The organism is Cupriavidus sp. 21MJTG02-4, from assembly GCF_057798975.1.
The window spans coordinates 427016-441870 of sequence record NZ_JBYOJP010000005.1 but is presented as its reverse complement, the minus strand read 5'-3'; the positions used below and the strand labels follow the sequence as shown (position 1 = coordinate 441870).

Here is a 14855-nt window from a genome sequence, read left to right as displayed (position 1 = left end):
CTGTCGCCGTGAGCATGCCGATGCCCGGGATGGCGAGAATAGTCTTGCAGGCCTGATTCTTCCATCCCCAGGCTTCGATGCGCTGATCCAGACGTCCAATCTCCTGATCGAGCCGTTCGATACTTTCCAATTGATCACGCACGACCTCAAATAGCATCGGCGGCACGTTTTGCTCGATGTGAGCCATTTGCTGCACCATCTCGTGCAGGCCGGTACGCAGACCGCGCGGGAAGTAGACACCGAATTCGAACAGCGTGCCACGCAACTGATTGACCAGCATGGTGCGCATCTTCACGCGTAGACGGCGCATGGCGTGCAGGCTGAGGATGCACTGCTGCGGCTCGGTCTTGGGGGGCACCACTGGCATGCCTGGCTGCTGCGCGGCAGTCCAGATAGCTTTGGCATCGGCCGCATCGGTCTTGTTGGTCTGCACGAAAGGACGTACATAGCCGGCGTGCAGCAGCATCGGTTCGTGACCCAAGGCCCGCAGCTGGCGCGCCCACCAGTGTGCGCTGCCGCACGCTTCGAGTGCGATACGCCCGGGCTGACGCTTGGCGAGAAACTCCAGCAGTTTGACGCGATTGAATCGCCGGTTGAAACACTTTCCGTCAGGCTCGACCCAATAGAGCTGAAAGACGGTCTTTGCAATGTCCAGGCCGTAGGTTGTAGTATTCATCTCGGGTCCCTCCATCCTCGCGTGGTTGGTCACACTCCCACTCTGGCACATCGATGCCGTTTCGTGATGGAGGGCCCACCTTCCGCCGGTCACGCTTCGTTCGATGTGCCACGGACTTTGCCCGTGTCGTTCGAGGGGGAGCGGGGCGCGTTCATTCCATCTCTTTTGTCCAAGCGACAAAAGAGTAAGCAGAAAAACGCGTTTACTTGCCCTAACGGGCGAATATTGATCGTAGCGTGCGGAGAATTTCGTACGGGTATGAACTTCAGAGAATGCCCGGCTGCCTGCCGCGTGGAGCGCGTCCGCATGCAGGCTCTCCAACAATGATTGAACCAGCCCCGAAACTGTCCGTGGCCCGACACTGCTAGCGCTATCGCATCATCGCCTGCGGCTGCTACGCGGCTCAGTAGTCGGTTGGTCGGGGGCATCAACGGCGCAGATGCTGGCGCTTCCGTTTCTTCCGTTCCCATCCCCCGGTCTTCACCGTGCGCGCAGCGCCCCGCATGGAACGCATTTTGCTGCTGGCGGGCGGGGCGTCCTGCGCTGCGGGCGCGCCAATGGCTCAATCTCCATTGCAGGGACGACATCATGGACAAATCGAAAATACCCACCGGGCAACGTGCCGCCCTCGGCCTGCTGGCCGACGATCATCGTGACGTGAAGAAGCTGTTCAAGCAGTTCCAGGACGCCAAGGAAGATGCCGACAAACAATCCATTGCGGCGGAGACCTGCCGCCAGCTTACGGTCCATGCGCAGATCGAGGAAGAGATCTTCTACCCCGCATTGCGCGGCGTGAACGACAAGATGGACGACATGCTCGATGAGGCAAAGGTCGAGCACGGCGTCGCCAAGGACCTGATCGCGGAGATCGAGTCCGGCGAGCCGGAAATGCTCGAGGCACGATATACGGTGCTGTCCGAGTATGTCGGCCACCATGTCGAGGAAGAGGAGAACGAACTGTTCCCCGCCGTCATCCAGGCCAAGGTCGATCTCGCCGATGTCGCGCAGCAGCTCGAGGCCCGCAAAACGGAGTTGCTGGGCGAGCATGCCTGACGCGGGACCAGGCGCCCGACACAGGCGCTGCCGCACGCAACTCCCGTACCCCTTTTCTTCAACGGCGGCGCAAGAACTACCGCCAGCTTGAAAGTGGCCCGGCTGATTCCGGCCGATGAAGTCGGCCAGGCCAAAATGGGGCCAATACGATATGCGGTCACGTCATGCATGCCCGGCATGGTACGAACGTTGCTCGCAGAAGATCAGAGCCGTGTGGATCACGGTGGATCTCCTGGAGTCCGCACCATGCCTGAAGACAGAACAAGGTTGACCGACTACCGCTATGGTGGCCACAGCGCGGTGAGCGACGATCACGGCCACGCCGCGGCCGGCGACGTCAAGCCTGCCAGTCACGACAACGAGCCCGTGCAGCCCTATGTACCGTCGGGCCTCAACGAGCCGGCGGGCGTCGAGCGCTACGGCATGTATGGTGTCGCGCCGGCCAATGCGCCGGGGCCGACACCGGCCGGGCGCAGCGGATTGCCCGAACCGTTGCCCGGGCAGTTCGACGGAGACGGCGTGCGTACGGCAGTGCCGGCCAGCGAAGCGCGGCTGCGCGAACGGCTGGAAATCGAGCTGGCCGGGATCGTCGATCCCGGCATCGTCCAGGCCGAATTCCACGACGGGGTCTGGACATTGCGCGGCACGGTGCGCGACCTCGCCACAAAGCTGCGCGTCGAAGCGGTGGCCATTGAATGCCTGCCGGATTGCGTGTTATGCAGCGAATTGCGCGTGGCCACAGAGCCCGCGGCCGGACGCGCGTCATGAAACGGCCATGCGGAGCGCTGCCATGAGGCCGCATTTCGAGAAGTCACACCGTCTGTACCGCAAGACAGATCCGCATGGGCGCAGCCGCTTCTATCTTTCACTGCTGGTCTTGCTGTGCGTCGTGGGGTTCGTCTACCTGCTGTTTGTCCTGTCGCCACGGCTCGCATGGTAGAGGCGGCGCGGCTGGCTTCCCTCCATCACGGCAGCGCCAGTCTTCAATGCCCGGTCCGGTCGAGCCGCTCGCGCAGCCTGCGCGCGTCGAACGGTGCGTTGAGATGCCGACGCGTATCGTCATGGCCGCAGCGGCACCGCGGCGCACCTCGCGCTCATGTGGACATCGCGGTGTGCAGGATCTTCAGCAGCCGTTCGCTTTGCTGGATGCGCGACTGCTCGAGCTGGTAGGCGTCATGGTTGCCGTCGGCCTTTGCCTGCGTCGCGCGGATTCGCGCCAGCGCCAGCGCCTCCTTCTGCGTGCGCAGCGCCGTCCACATCGCCTGCTCGGCGGCCTTGTCCTCCGCAGTGGTCAAAGCCAGGCCGCTGAAGGCATGGCCGGTATGACACCGGAAGCGCAGCGGATGCCCGTCGCGCAGCTGCCACATCGCTCCGCCACAGTCGGGACACGTGATCGTCGCGCGCGAAGCAATGCTGTCCAGCGCCTCATAGGCGCCGATTGCGCTTTCGGAGGTAGCGGCCTCGGTTCGCAGTGCTCGCATGTCTTTCTCCCGCATGGGCTTGCGTTCGCCCTCGATGCCGGCGCTCAGCATGGCCAGGATCGCTTCACCGAGCTCCCCGGGGCCCGCCGTGGCGTCGGCGCCGGCTGCCTCCATGGCCGATTGCGGCATGGACGCCGCCTCGGACTGGTGTGGGTTCTGGATCAACGTGCGCCCGCCGAATGCCCGAACAAAGGCCAGCCCGGCGGCACCGTCGTCGAGATCGCCACTGAGAATCACGCCGAGCACGCGCGCGCCAAGCGCCACGGCCGCGGAGCGAAACAGCGGATCGATCGCGGGGCGGCTGAAGTTCTCCTTGGCACCGCGGGAAAGCTGGATCGTATCCTCCGTGATCATCATGTGGTGGTCAGGCGGTGCCACATAGATATGCCCGTGGTGCCAGGGATCGCCATGGCTTGGATACGATGCGGGCAACTTGCCCCAGCGGCTCAGCAGCGATGGCAGTTCCGACTTGTGCTTGCCCACGTGCAGCACGACGAAAATGGCGGCGTCGATTTTCGCGGGCAGGGCCGTCACCACGTTCCGCAGTACGGCGAACGCACCGCGCGAACCCCCGATCGTGACGACATTTTTGTTCATCTCAGCTCCAGTCATACCACCCTCCACGCATTCGCCATGCCATGGTGGCTGTCGGGGAGCCCGTCAACGTGCGGCGGCCCGTGCGCCATCTCGCCCGCTTTACTGGCTGGTCGCGTCTTCGTCGCCTTCGCCACCGTTGGCCTGGTTGGCCGTCTTGCGGGAGTCGACCGGTTTGCCGGGGTCCGGCAAGGGCATCGAGCCCGAGGTCTCGTCATCGACCAGGCCGTTGCCTTCACCGGAGACCTTCACCTCGACGGTGTCCGGGGCTTGCGGGGATTGCGGGGTGTGGTCCGACGGATGCTTTTCAGGTGCTTGTCTGGTGGAAATCATGAGTGGTGCTCGATATCGGTAAGGATGGGCGCCGTTTCGGGCGGCGTGCCGGTAGAAGTTGCCAGCGCGTAGTAGTGCGGAATGCGCTGCAGTGCCCATAAGGCTGCCGCCTCGCGGATCTCGGTGCGGTTGCCGCGAAAGCGCCTGGTCTCGGTGAATGCAAGGGGCAGCGCAGCGCGCGCCGGCAGGCGGATCAGCCACGCAAAGCACTGCGTGCCCGGCGGCGTGCCGTCCGGCGCCCCATCATCGGCCACGCCGGTATTGGCCACGGCGACGTTGGCCCGGCTGATCTTCAATACGCCCTGTGCCATGGCAAGCGACACTTCCTCGCTGGTCAGCCCGTGCCGTTCGATGAGCGTGTCGGTTACGCCGAGGATCTGCGTCTTGGCATCAGGCGAGTAGGCCACGATGGCACATTGCAACGTGCCGCCGCAGCCGGGCACATCGGCGATGTGCGAAGCGATAAGGCCGGCCGTGCATGACTCGGCCGTGGCCAGTCGCAGTCCGCGCCGCTGCAGGAAGCGGGCGGTTTCCTCGATCGGGTCCATGGCTGGCTCCGCAGGGTTGTGCGCAACACTCGCAGCAAGCTCCACGCCAGAATCGCATCCCGACTGCGTGCGCCGGGGACATCAGCCCCGTATATGGAGCGGATCATGGCCGAACGAGCTGCGGCTGCGGATCTGGCCATCCCTGCCATGGATGAACAGCTCGCTGCGACGCTCCCGGGCCATCTCGGTGGCGACCTCGATCGCATCTTCCTGCGTCGCGAACAGCTTCCGGCTGGCCGGGCTGCTGGCTTCCTCGACGGCCCAGCCTTGCTGCGCCGGCACGACATGCACGTCCATGGACTTCATTCCGGTACCTCCGGTTGTCCCGTTCACCTTGATTAATTCACCGGACGAGGCAGCGGGGCAATCGGCGCGCGTCTGACAAGGGCGTAGGCGATTGGCGGACAAGCGCATGGGGCCACGGAGGTCCGATGTGCGTATCGATGCGATCGCGGTCGGGGCACCTGTGCGGGCTATCGCGTTCCGTAGGGAAAGCCGTGCTGCGCGCCCAGCCGGTCCAGGCGCGCGCGCATGCGGGCCAGGTCGGCGGCGAGCTGGCGCGCCATGAACGGGAGCGGGCCTGGCAGCGGGTCGGCCTGGGCGGCGGTTGCTGACGAGGCCGGCGATGGCGCCTGCCCGGTCTCGAGCGCCTCGGCCATCGACAGCAGCGCGGGCTCGATGCCCGGGTCTTCGCCCTCGCGCAGGCCGGTTTCCTGTTCGATCGCGGCCATGAGTTCCAGCGCGCTGATGCAGACGCGCGCGGCGTGCTGGATCTCTTCGAACTCCGCGGCCGGCACGCCGGTCTCCTTGGCTACGGACGGAATCAGTCCGCGCAACGGGATCAGCCGCGTGCCGAGGTCGAGCATGGCCGTGCGCTGTTCCGCGGCATCGGTGAAGCCGCTCTGCATCCTGCGGTGGACCGCCGCGCTCGCACGCAGCAGCGCCGCCAGCCGGATGCGCCAGGCATAGGAGGCATAGGCCGGCAGCGCGAACGAAAACACCAGCGCGATCGCCGTGCCGATGAACACATCGACGGTGCGCCACAGCGCGTCATAGACATTCTGGTTGCCATGTCCGGCCGTGATCACCACTGTGATCGCCGCGAGCAGCGCGATATAACCGCCCTTGCCGATCGCGTGGTACGCGCAGTAGCCGCAGATTACGGCCATCAGCGCATAGGTGAGCAGCGGCAAGCCGACATACGATTGCTGCACGATCAGCGCCAGGCCTGCCAGCGCGCCGATCAGCGTGCCCAGGCCGCGCTCGGCAGCGCGGCGGCGGATATTGCCGTGGTGCTGCAGCCCGCCGATCACCACCAGCACGGTAATGGTGGCCCACTCGCCGTGCGGGATGTCGATGCCGGTGGTCAGCGCGATCGAAACCAGCAGCGCGAGCGCGACGCGAATTGCATGGAACTGCCTGGCCTGGCGGAAACGGCGGTTCGTAGCGAACAGCACATCGGTGGTCTTGCGCAGGAGATCGAGCATGGTCGCGTGGCGGCAGGGGGCGAATGCCCAGTGTACGTCACGCCGCGTGGCCGCAAGCCGCGCGTTGGCGTTGCCCGCGAGAGCTGGCGCGATGGCGCTTCGCTACCGCGGCGAGTGCGGGCTGCCAGGTCCTTAGGTCCTTAGGCCCTTAGGCCGTTATCCACGCCTGGTTGCGCCACGACACGATTTCACTGGGCGGCGCGGCACCGCCGGGCGCAACGCCCTTGCGGTAGGCGAGCGTGAACAGCACCAGCGAGGTCCGGCGCGACGAGTACCGGTCGCGCAGCGGCATGCCGGACCTTGCCGGCCAGCAGTGCGGCGGCAGCCGTCCGGCGCTTGCGTAGGCCAGGCCGCAATATCCCCAGCCGGCCGCAGACAACTGCCACAGCCAGCGGAATCCTTCGGTGGGCGGGCGCAAGCGTGCGCGCATGCAATGTCCTCCCCTGGATGGCGGGCGCGAATGTGCGGTACGGGCAGGTCGCTTCGCGCGGGCGACGCGGCCTGCCTCGCATCCGTCCTGCCAACATAGCATCTGGCCCTAGCCCAGGGGAAGCTTCCTGCCAGTGCGCGTTGCGCCGTGTGCGCTTTACGCCAGCGACGAATCGTCGTCGAAGAAGCCGCCGTCGTCGAGTCCGCCGGACAGCCCGCCATCGTCCAGGAAGCCGTTTGCCGAGGCCGTATTGCCATTGCCCGACAAGGCCGCGTCGTCGTTGCCGTAGTAGTTGTTGACGATGGTCTCCGACGGTGCCTGGCCCGAGCCCGACTGGCCGAGGAAGCCGCTGCCGCTGTTGTGGTGGAACAGGTTCTCGATGCCCTGGAACAGGAACGCGCCGCCAGCCACACCGGCCGCGGTAGTGGCGATGCTGCCCAGCGCGCTGCCGAAGCCGCCGCCGAGGAAGCCCGGGCGCGATGCCTGGACCGGCGCGGCTTGCGGCATCGTTTGTGGCATCGCTTGTGGCATTGCTTGTGGCACAGGCTGTTGCATGACTTGCGGCGCGGGTGCCATCTGCACAGGCGTGTTGCCCCATGCGTTCTGCGCGCTGATAAAGCCACCATTGCCTGCGTTGGCCTGCGCGGCGGCGAGCTGCCCTTGCAGCGATGCAACCTGCGCCTGCGCCGAGGCGAGCGCGTGGTCGAGCAGCATGGCGCGCTGGACCAGCAGGTAGGCCGCGTCAGGCTGCCGCGCCACGGCTTCGGCAATGAGTTGCTGGGCCTGCGGGTCCCTGGCGTTGGCGCGGGCCTGCACAAGCTGGGTCAGAAAGGTTTCGAGTGCCTGCAGTTCCTGGGGGGCCATGAGTTTCTCCTGTCCGGGCGATCCGGTGCTTGGGTACGCGAGCAGTCTATGGGCTGAGACTTAAGCGAAACTTAAACGGGTCGTCCGATCATCAGGCAACGCCCGCGATAACGCGCCACAGCATCAGCACGGCTGCCGCCATGCTTACCAGTGCGAACAGGCGCTGCAGCCGTGCCGGCGCCGCCGCAGCCACGAAACGCCTGCCTGCCAGCATCGCCGCCACCGCGCCAAGCGCGAAGGGCAGGGCCATGCCCCAGTCCACGCGGCCGCGCGGGGTGGCCGCCGCGATGGCCCCCGCCGACACCAGCGCAATCACCGCCAGCGACGTGGCCAGGACGCTGCGCGCGGGCAGGTCGGTATAGCGGCGCAGCGCCGGCACGATGACAAAGCCGCCGCCCACGCCGAGCAGCCCGCTCAGCAAGCCGGACAGCGCCCCGATGGCGGCCAGCGCGCGTGCGCACGGACGCGTCCAGAGCAACCGGCCACGCTGCGGCTGCAGCATGCACGGCGGTGGTTCCGCAGGCGCTGCCACCGTGCCAGCCTTGCGCAAGGTGCGCCAGGCATTCAGCCCGAGCACCAGCGCGAACGCCGCCATCAGCGGCGCATTGGGCAGCCACCCGGCCAGCGCCACGCCGAGCGGCGCCACGGCCATGCCGAGCACGCCGATCAGCGCCGCGGCGCGATAGCGCACGATGCCGTCGCGCAAGCCGAGTCCCGCACCGACCGCAGCCGACATTCCCACGGCAATCAGTCCCATGGGCGCGGCCTGCGCGACGCCGAGATGCAGGCCGAACACCAGCATCGGCACGGCCAGGATGCCGCCGCCGGCGCCCGTGGCGGCCAGGATGGCGCCGATCACGCCGCCGAGCGCGGCGGTCAGGAGAGTGGCTTCCATCGCGGGCTATCCGACCACTGCCGGCCGCACCAGCCACTCGCGGCCCTTGAGCATGCCCTCCCAGTACAGCGACGGCAGCACGTTGGCCTTGAGCATCCACGCCGCGCGCGAAGGGCGCGTGCCATCGATGAACCAGCTCGGGAACGTCGGCTTGACCTTGCCGCCATAGACGAACTCGGCCAGCACGATCTTGCCGCGCTCGACCGTGAGCGGGCACGAGCCATAGCCGTCGTAGTGCGCCAGGCCCTGCGCGTGGCCCAGGCTGGCCAGCACGTTGTGCGCGACGATCGGCGCCTGCTTGCGCGCGGCGGCGGCGGTCTTGGCGTTGCTGGTGTTGGTCACGTCGCCGAGCGCCCAAATGTTGGCAAACGCAGGGTGGCGCAGCGTGGCCGGGTCGACGCTGACCCAGCCGGCGGCATCCGCGAGCGGGCTGGCCTTGATAAAGCCGGGCGCGCTTTGCGGCGGCACGACGTGAATCATGTCGAAGTCTTCTTCGACATTCTGCGTGGTGCCGTCGGCCAGCGTGCGCACGAAGCGCGCGCGCCGGCGCGCACCGTCGATGGCGGTCAGCCGGTGTTGCAGGCGCAGGTCGATGCCGTATGCCTGCACATACGACATCAGCGCCGGCACGTAATCCGCCACGCCGAACAGCGCGGCGCCGGCGTTGAGGAAGCTGACACGCGTGGCGCCCAGCGTGCCCTGGCGGCGCCAGGCGTCGCAGGCCAGGTACATGGCCTTCTGCGGCGCGCCGGCGCACTTGATCGGCATCGGCGGCTGCGTGAACAGCGCCTTGCCGCCGCGCAGCGCGCCGACGAGCTGCCACGTGTAGGGGGCCAGGTCGAAGCGGTAGTTCGACGTCACGCCGTTGCGGCCCAGCGCCTGCACGAGGCCCTCGATGCCGTCCCAGTCGAGTTGCAGGCCGGGGCATACGATCAGCTGCTCATAGCGGACGATGCGGCCGTCGTCGAGCCGCACTTCGTTGCGCTCGGGGTCGAACGCCGCCACCGCGGCGCGGATCCAGCGCGCCTGCGGCGGAATGCAGTCCGCCATTGGGCGCACGGTGGCGGCGGCCTTGAAGACGCCGCCGCCCACCATGGTCCAGCCGGGCTGGTAGTAGTGGTGCTGCGCGGGGTCGATCAGTGCGATATCCAGCCCGGGCTCGCGCGCGAGCAGGCTGGCGGCCACGGCGATGCCGGCGGCACCGGCGCCGATGATGACCACGCGGTGCGTGCTGTCGATGACCTTGGCGGCCGGGGCGTGGCTGGCATGCTCGGCAGAGCGGGGATCTTGGGGGCGAGGATCCATGTTTGGGGGCGTTCCTTGAGGGTAAGTGCTGCCCGCCGCCGGCAGGCGGCGGAAGAGAGGCGGCCGGGCCGCACGGGCTTCAGACCGCGTTGAGCGGGATCTTCAGGTAGCGCAAGCCGTTGTCTTCCGGCTCCGGCAGGTGGCCGGCGCGCATGTTGACCTGCACGGACGGCAGCATCAGTGCGGGCATGCCGAGCGTGGCATCGCGCTGCGTGCGCATGGCGACGAAATCGTCTTCGGTCACGCCGTCGTGGACGTGCAGGTTGGCGCGGCGCTGCTCGGCCACGGTAGTGCGGAAGCACAGTTCGCGGCCGCCGGGCTGGTAGTCATGGCACAGGTAGAGCTCGGTCTGCGGCGGCAGCGACAGGATGCGCCGGATCGAGCGGTACAGCGTGCGTGCGTCGCCGCCCGGAAAGTCGCAGCGGGCGGTGCCGTAGTCGGGCATGAACAGCGTGTCCCCCACAAAGGCGGCTGGCCGGCTGCCGTCGCTGACGAGATAGGTGAGGCAAGCCGGCGTATGGCCCGGCGTGGACAGCACCTTGACCTCCAGCCCGCCGATGCGCAGGCGGTCGCTGTCGGCCAGCAGGCGATTGAACTGGCTGCCGTCGCGCGCAAACGCGGTGCCGGCGTTGAACATCGTGCCGAACACGTCCTGCACGGTGGTGATGTGATTGCCGATGGCGGTCATGCCGCCCAGCTGTGCCTGCAGATACGGCGCGGCGGAGAGATGGTCGGCGTGGACATGGGTTTCGAGAATCCACGCGACCGTGGCGCCGAGCGCCTGTACGCGCGCGATCAATGGGTCGGCGCTGGCGGTGCTGGTGCGGCCGGCGCTGGCGTCATAGTCGAGCACGCTGTCGATGACGGCACACTGGCGCGATGCCTCGTCCAGTACGAGATAGCTGACGGTGCTGGTGCGAGGGTCGAAGAAGCCTTCTACGGCAAGGCGGGGGGCGGAGGGGGTAGCTGCCAATTTTGTCTGCCAGTTGATGTTATGGGCCGTAGAGGATCAATTTCCGTGCCTGCTGCACCGCTTGTGGCGCGGTCAGGGCGGGTTCTCCAGGGAAATCAAAGGGAAAGAGAGGTCGAAGCCGTTTTGGAATGCCGCTTCCAGCGTGTCCCTATGGCATACTCCTCTGCCATCTGGCAGTAACTGGCAGTCCATGGCAGTGGTCTGCCCACAATGATGGCGCCCCCCAAAACTATCCCTTCCGAGACCGGCAACGCGCCGGTCCAGGCCGACGCGATGCGTCCGCTGATCGCCTTCCTCGAACATGAGGCGCAGCCGATGATCGTGCTCGATCCCGACTACAACATCGTCGCGGCCAATGCCGCCTACCAGCGGCAGTTCGCGCGCAACGGGACCCAGACCGTCGACAGGAAGTGCTACCAGGTCTCGCACCAGTACGACGTGCCCTGCGACCGCGCCGGCGAGCACTGCCCGATGCAGAAGGCGCGCGAGACCCTGGGCAGCGACCGCGTCCTGCACGTTCACCACACGCCGCGCGGCCCCGAGCATGTCGATGTCGAGCTGCGGCCCATCGTGGGCGCCGACGGCAGCATCGTCGCCTTTGTCGAACGGCTCGATACCGTCAGGAGCGCGTCCGCGCGCGTCAGCGAGGGCGGGTTGGTCGGACGCTCGCCCGCGTTCAACGCGGTGCTCGAACAATTGCATCGCGTGGCGCCGTCCGCGCTGCCCGTGCTGCTGCAAGGAGAGTCCGGCACCGGCAAGGAGATGTTCGCGCGCGCCCTGCATGACGCCAGCGACCGCGCCTCCGGCCCCTTCGTGGTGGTGGATTGCTCGGGCTTGTCCGAGACGTTGTTCGAGAGCGAGCTGTTCGGCTATGAAAAGGGCGCGTTCACCGGCGCGCAGTCGCGCAAGCCCGGGCTGGTCGAAACCGCGCAGCACGGCACGCTGTTCCTCGACGAGATCGGCGACGTGCCGCTGGCCATGCAGGTCAAGCTGCTGCGCCTGATCGAGTCGCGCACGTTCCGCCGCGTGGGCGGACTGGAAACGCACGCTGCCGACTTCCGCCTGGTGGCGGCCACGCACAAGCCGCTGCAGGAAATGGTGGTGCAGGGCACATTCCGGCAGGACCTGCTGTATCGCATCAACGCGTTTCCCATCCACCTGCCTGCCTTGCGCGAGCGGTGGCAGGACATCCCGCTGCTGGCGCAGGCGCTGCTGCGGCGCGCACTGCCGGTGGACCGTACCCTGCGCATCGACGACGACGCCGCGGCACGGCTGAGCGCGCACGCGTGGCCGGGCAATATCCGCGAGCTGCGCAATGTGCTCGAGCGCGCCATGCTGTTCGCCGATGACGGCGTGATCCGCGCCCGCGATTTGCCGCCTGAACTATTGCAGGGGCGGGCCACGCCGGTACGCGCGGGTTCGCCGGGCGAGATCGCATGGCAAGGCCACGGCCGCACGCGCTGGCCCGACGATGCGGCGCTGCGCACGCTGGCGCTGGAATTCCCGGGCACGCGCAAGGCCCTGGCGGCACACCTCGGGTGCAGCGAACGCACGCTGTACCGGCGGCTGCGGGCGCTGGGACTGGCCTGAACCGCTGGGGAACATGCCGGGGAACTGCTGTGGAAGATCACGCGGCCATGGTAATGTCGGCGGATCTTCCTGCGCGTACTGCGGCAACGAGGGCATGCATGCAACCTGGCATCGTCGAACCCGGCTATGGCTCCGATCCGGTGGGCCTCGTCAACGGCTATCTCTTCACTCCCGGCCAGCCGGCGCGTGAGATCGGCTCGACCGACGCGCTCGAATGGCTCGCGCGTGCGCGTGCGGCGGAGCAGGGCAGCCCCGGCGGCGATGCCTTCCTGTGGCTGCATTTCAACCTGTCGCACAGCGCCTGTGAGCGGTGGATGAAGGCCCGCCTGGAACTGCCTGAGGACTTCTTCGAGTCACTGCGCCAGGGTTCGCACTCCACGCGCATCGAGCGCCAGGATCCGGCGCTGCTGGCGGTGGTCAATGACGTGATCTACAACTTCGGGGTCTCGTCGAACGATATTTCGACCCTGTGGGCGTGTGCCGATCGTTGCCTGCTGGTCACGGCGCGAGCGAAGCCGCTGCGTTCGATTGACAAGCTGCGCGCCGCGGTGCGCCGTGGCGAGGGCTTTCGTTCGTCGCTGGACTTGCTGGTGCACCTGCTGCGCGACCAGGCCGACGTGCTGGTGCAGATCGTGCGAGAGACCGGCATCGGCGTGGACCGTATCGAAGACCAGTTGCTCGCGCAGCGCCTGCACGCCAATCGCTCCGACCTGGGCGCCATGCGGCGCGGGCTGGTGCGCCTGCAGCGCCTGCTGGCACCGGAGCCGGGCGCGATGTTCCGGCTGCTCAACCGCCCGCCGGCATGGATACGCGACGACGACCTGCAGGAGTTGCGCGAGGCGACCGAAGAGTTCTCGCTGGTGCTCAACGACCTGGCGGCGCTGGTAGAGCGCATCAAGCTGCTGCAGGAAGAGATTGCCGCCAAGCTCAACGAGCAGACCAACCGCACGCTGTTCACGCTGACGCTGGTCACCGTGCTGGCGCTGCCGATCAACATCGTGGCGGGCTTTTTCGGCATGAACGTCGGCGGTATTCCGCTGGCGGAGCACCCGCACGGCTTCTGGATACTGGTGGCCCTGGTGGCGACGTTCACGGTACTGGCCGGCCGCTGGGCCTTCCGCAAAGAGGGGCCGTAGCGCGGTCCTTCACAGGATTGCCATACTGACGCAGTAGCATCGCCACCCGGAGGGCCTGTGCCAGGCCCGGGCTGAAACGGGAAGCGGGAAACGGGAAACGGGACCAGGCATGGGGAGCATGTGATGACCGACCACGAAGAAGCGCTGATCCGGCGCATCCACCGCGAGGTGGCGGACCAATACGACGAAGAGCTCGAACTCGAACTGGAGGATCGTGAATTCGTGATGGGCCCCGACGGCCAGGCCATGCTGGCCGAGGATGGACCCGATGAACGGGCGCATCGCCAGCGCTACTTTCACGAACTGTTCCGCCTGCAGGGCGAACTGGTCAAGCTGCAGAGCTGGGTAGTCAACAGCGGCCACAAGATAGTGGTCCTGTTCGAAGGCCGCGACGCGGCGGGCAAGGGCGGCGTGATCAAGCGCATTTCGCAGAGACTGAACCCGCGCGTGTGCCGTGTGGCCGCGCTGCCCGCGCCCAACGATCGCGAGCGCACGCAGTGGTATTTCCAGCGCTATGTGTCGCACCTGCCCGCGGCCGGCGAGATCGTGCTGTTCGACCGCAGCTGGTACAACCGCGCCGGCGTCGAACGCGTCATGGGCTTCTGCACCGACGACCAGTACGAAGAGTTCTTCCGCTCCGTGCCGGAATTCGAGCGCATGCTGGTGCGCTCGGGCATCCAGGTCATCAAGTACTGGTTCTCGATCTCCGACGACGAGCAGCACCTGCGCTTCCTGAGCCGCATCCACGATCCGCTCAAGCAGTGGAAGCTCAGCCCGATGGACCTGGAGTCGCGCCGCCGCTGGGAAGACTACACGCGCGCCAAGGAAATCATGCTGGAGCGCACGCATATCGCGGAAGCGCCCTGGTGGGTGGTGCAGGCGGTGGACAAGAAGCGCGCGCGGCTCAACTGCATCCATCACCTGCTGCAGCAGGTTCCTTATACGGACGTCGACCAGGAACCCGTGGTTTTGCCCAAGCGCGAGCGGCATGCCGACTACGTGCGCATGCCGGTGCCGCAGGACATGATCGTGCCGGAGACCTACTGATCCGGCCGCCGCGGTTCAGGCATTTTGAACGAGTCGGACAGCGCTTGCCGGCCCGCCGGCGGAGGTGGCGCGCTAGCATCAAAGGGTTTGCTGTCCGCTGTTTGCCCCCAAGATGACCTTTGTCGTGACGGATGCCTGCATCCAGTGCCGCCACACCGATTGCGTGGAAGTCTGCCCCATGTCGTGCTTCCACGAAGGGCCCAACTTCCTGGCCATCGATCCTGACCAGTGCATCGACTGCTCGATGTGCGTGCCGCTGTGCCCGGTCGGCGCGATCTATTCCGAGCATGACCTGCCCGAAGACCAGCGCCATTTCGTGGCCCTCAACGCCGAACTGGCGCGCCGCGCGGACTGGCCGCCGCTGCTGAAGGCAAAGGGGCCGCTGCCCGATCATGCGGACTGGGCCGGCCATCCTGACCGGCTGTCGCTGCTGGTCAGGTAAG

17 protein-coding genes and 1 pseudogene are annotated in these 14855 nt (G+C 67.0%); 7 read left to right on the top strand and 11 right to left on the bottom strand.

Translation table 11 applies throughout. From position 1 onward, the window contains the following. A partial coding sequence (locus AC3FKH_RS13720) for an IS110 family RNA-guided transposase (protein ID WP_488676266.1) occupies positions 1–676 on the bottom strand: 676 nt, incomplete at its 3' end. Positions 677–1264: 588 nt separating this feature from the next. Here AC3FKH_RS13720 and AC3FKH_RS13715 point away from each other — a divergent pair. The 3 genes from AC3FKH_RS13715 to AC3FKH_RS13705 all read left to right on the top strand — a co-directional run bounded on the left by AC3FKH_RS13715 (position 1265) and on the right by AC3FKH_RS13705 (position 2669). Next, positions 1265–1729 carry a hemerythrin domain-containing protein gene (locus AC3FKH_RS13715; protein ID WP_488676264.1) on the top strand — a complete coding sequence of 155 codons (465 nt, stop codon included), beginning with the start codon at positions 1265–1267 and terminating at the stop codon, positions 1727–1729. A 246-nt stretch (positions 1730–1975) separates the two neighbouring features. Further along, the gene (locus tag AC3FKH_RS13710; RefSeq protein ID WP_488676262.1) at positions 1976–2497 is read left to right on the top strand and encodes a hypothetical protein; all 522 of its coding nucleotides are present in this window, start codon (positions 1976–1978) and stop codon (positions 2495–2497) included. Between the two features lie 22 nt (positions 2498–2519). After that, entirely contained in the window at positions 2520–2669 is a 150-nt protein-coding gene (locus tag AC3FKH_RS13705; protein ID WP_483710572.1) for a hypothetical protein, read from the top strand. A 154-nt stretch (positions 2670–2823) separates the two neighbouring features. Here AC3FKH_RS13705 and AC3FKH_RS13700 read toward each other — a convergent pair whose 3' ends face one another. The 10 genes from AC3FKH_RS13700 to AC3FKH_RS13655 all read right to left on the bottom strand — a co-directional run bounded on the left by AC3FKH_RS13700 (position 2824) and on the right by AC3FKH_RS13655 (position 10639). Beyond that, on the bottom strand, positions 2824–3807 hold the full coding sequence (locus AC3FKH_RS13700; RefSeq protein ID WP_488676260.1) for a chemotaxis protein CheB: 984 nt from the start codon (positions 3805–3807) through the stop codon (positions 2824–2826). Between the two features lie 99 nt (positions 3808–3906). Beyond that, complete coding sequence (locus AC3FKH_RS13695; protein ID WP_488676258.1) at positions 3907–4137, bottom strand: hypothetical protein; 231 nt, start codon at positions 4135–4137, stop codon at positions 3907–3909. Continuing rightward, positions 4134–4685, bottom strand: a complete 552-nt coding sequence (locus AC3FKH_RS13690) for a CinA family protein (protein WP_488676257.1) — start codon at positions 4683–4685, stop codon at positions 4134–4136. Before AC3FKH_RS13690 ends, AC3FKH_RS13695 begins: the two co-directional genes overlap by 4 nt. Positions 4686–4766: 81 nt before the next feature. Further along, positions 4767–4991, bottom strand: coding sequence for a DUF2188 domain-containing protein (locus AC3FKH_RS13685; protein WP_488676255.1), 225 nt, complete (start codon positions 4989–4991; stop codon positions 4767–4769). Positions 4992–5158: 167 nt separating this feature from the next. After that, positions 5159–6172, bottom strand: coding sequence for an FUSC family protein (locus AC3FKH_RS13680; protein ID WP_488676253.1), 1014 nt, complete (start codon positions 6170–6172; stop codon positions 5159–5161). A gap of 148 nt (positions 6173–6320) precedes the next feature. Further along, positions 6321–6602, bottom strand: a complete 282-nt coding sequence (locus AC3FKH_RS13675; protein WP_483710579.1) for a hypothetical protein — start codon at positions 6600–6602, stop codon at positions 6321–6323. Between the two features lie 156 nt (positions 6603–6758). Continuing rightward, positions 6759–7466, bottom strand: coding sequence for a DUF2076 domain-containing protein (locus AC3FKH_RS13670; RefSeq protein WP_488676251.1), 708 nt, complete (start codon positions 7464–7466; stop codon positions 6759–6761). Between the two features lie 91 nt (positions 7467–7557). Next, positions 7558–8361, bottom strand: coding sequence for a sulfite exporter TauE/SafE family protein (locus AC3FKH_RS13665; protein ID WP_488676249.1), 804 nt, complete (start codon positions 8359–8361; stop codon positions 7558–7560). A gap of 6 nt (positions 8362–8367) precedes the next feature. Further along, positions 8368–9666: an NAD(P)/FAD-dependent oxidoreductase gene (locus tag AC3FKH_RS13660; RefSeq protein ID WP_488676247.1), complete on the bottom strand. Its 1299-nt coding sequence runs from the start codon at positions 9664–9666 to the stop codon at positions 8368–8370. Between the two features lie 79 nt (positions 9667–9745). Then, positions 9746–10639, bottom strand: a complete 894-nt coding sequence (locus AC3FKH_RS13655; RefSeq protein ID WP_488676245.1) for an MBL fold metallo-hydrolase — start codon at positions 10637–10639, stop codon at positions 9746–9748. A gap of 273 nt (positions 10640–10912) precedes the next feature. Here AC3FKH_RS13655 and AC3FKH_RS13650 point away from each other — a divergent pair. The 4 genes and pseudogenes from AC3FKH_RS13650 to fdxA form a co-directional block, all read left to right on the top strand. After that, a pseudogene (locus AC3FKH_RS13650) lies at positions 10913–12026 on the top strand (sigma-54 interaction domain-containing protein); the annotation flags it as partial. A gap of 301 nt (positions 12027–12327) precedes the next feature. Continuing rightward, on the top strand, positions 12328–13365 hold the full coding sequence (locus AC3FKH_RS13645; protein ID WP_488676243.1) for a transporter: 1038 nt from the start codon (positions 12328–12330) through the stop codon (positions 13363–13365). A gap of 123 nt (positions 13366–13488) precedes the next feature. Continuing rightward, a complete protein-coding gene (ppk2, locus tag AC3FKH_RS13640) occupies positions 13489–14412 on the top strand; it encodes a polyphosphate kinase 2 (RefSeq protein ID WP_488676241.1) in 924 nt (307 codons plus the stop codon). Positions 14413–14524: 112 nt separating this feature from the next. Then, positions 14525–14854, top strand: a complete 330-nt coding sequence (gene fdxA, locus AC3FKH_RS13635) for a ferredoxin FdxA (RefSeq protein WP_488676239.1) — start codon at positions 14525–14527, stop codon at positions 14852–14854. Position 14855 lies beyond the last annotated feature (1 nt).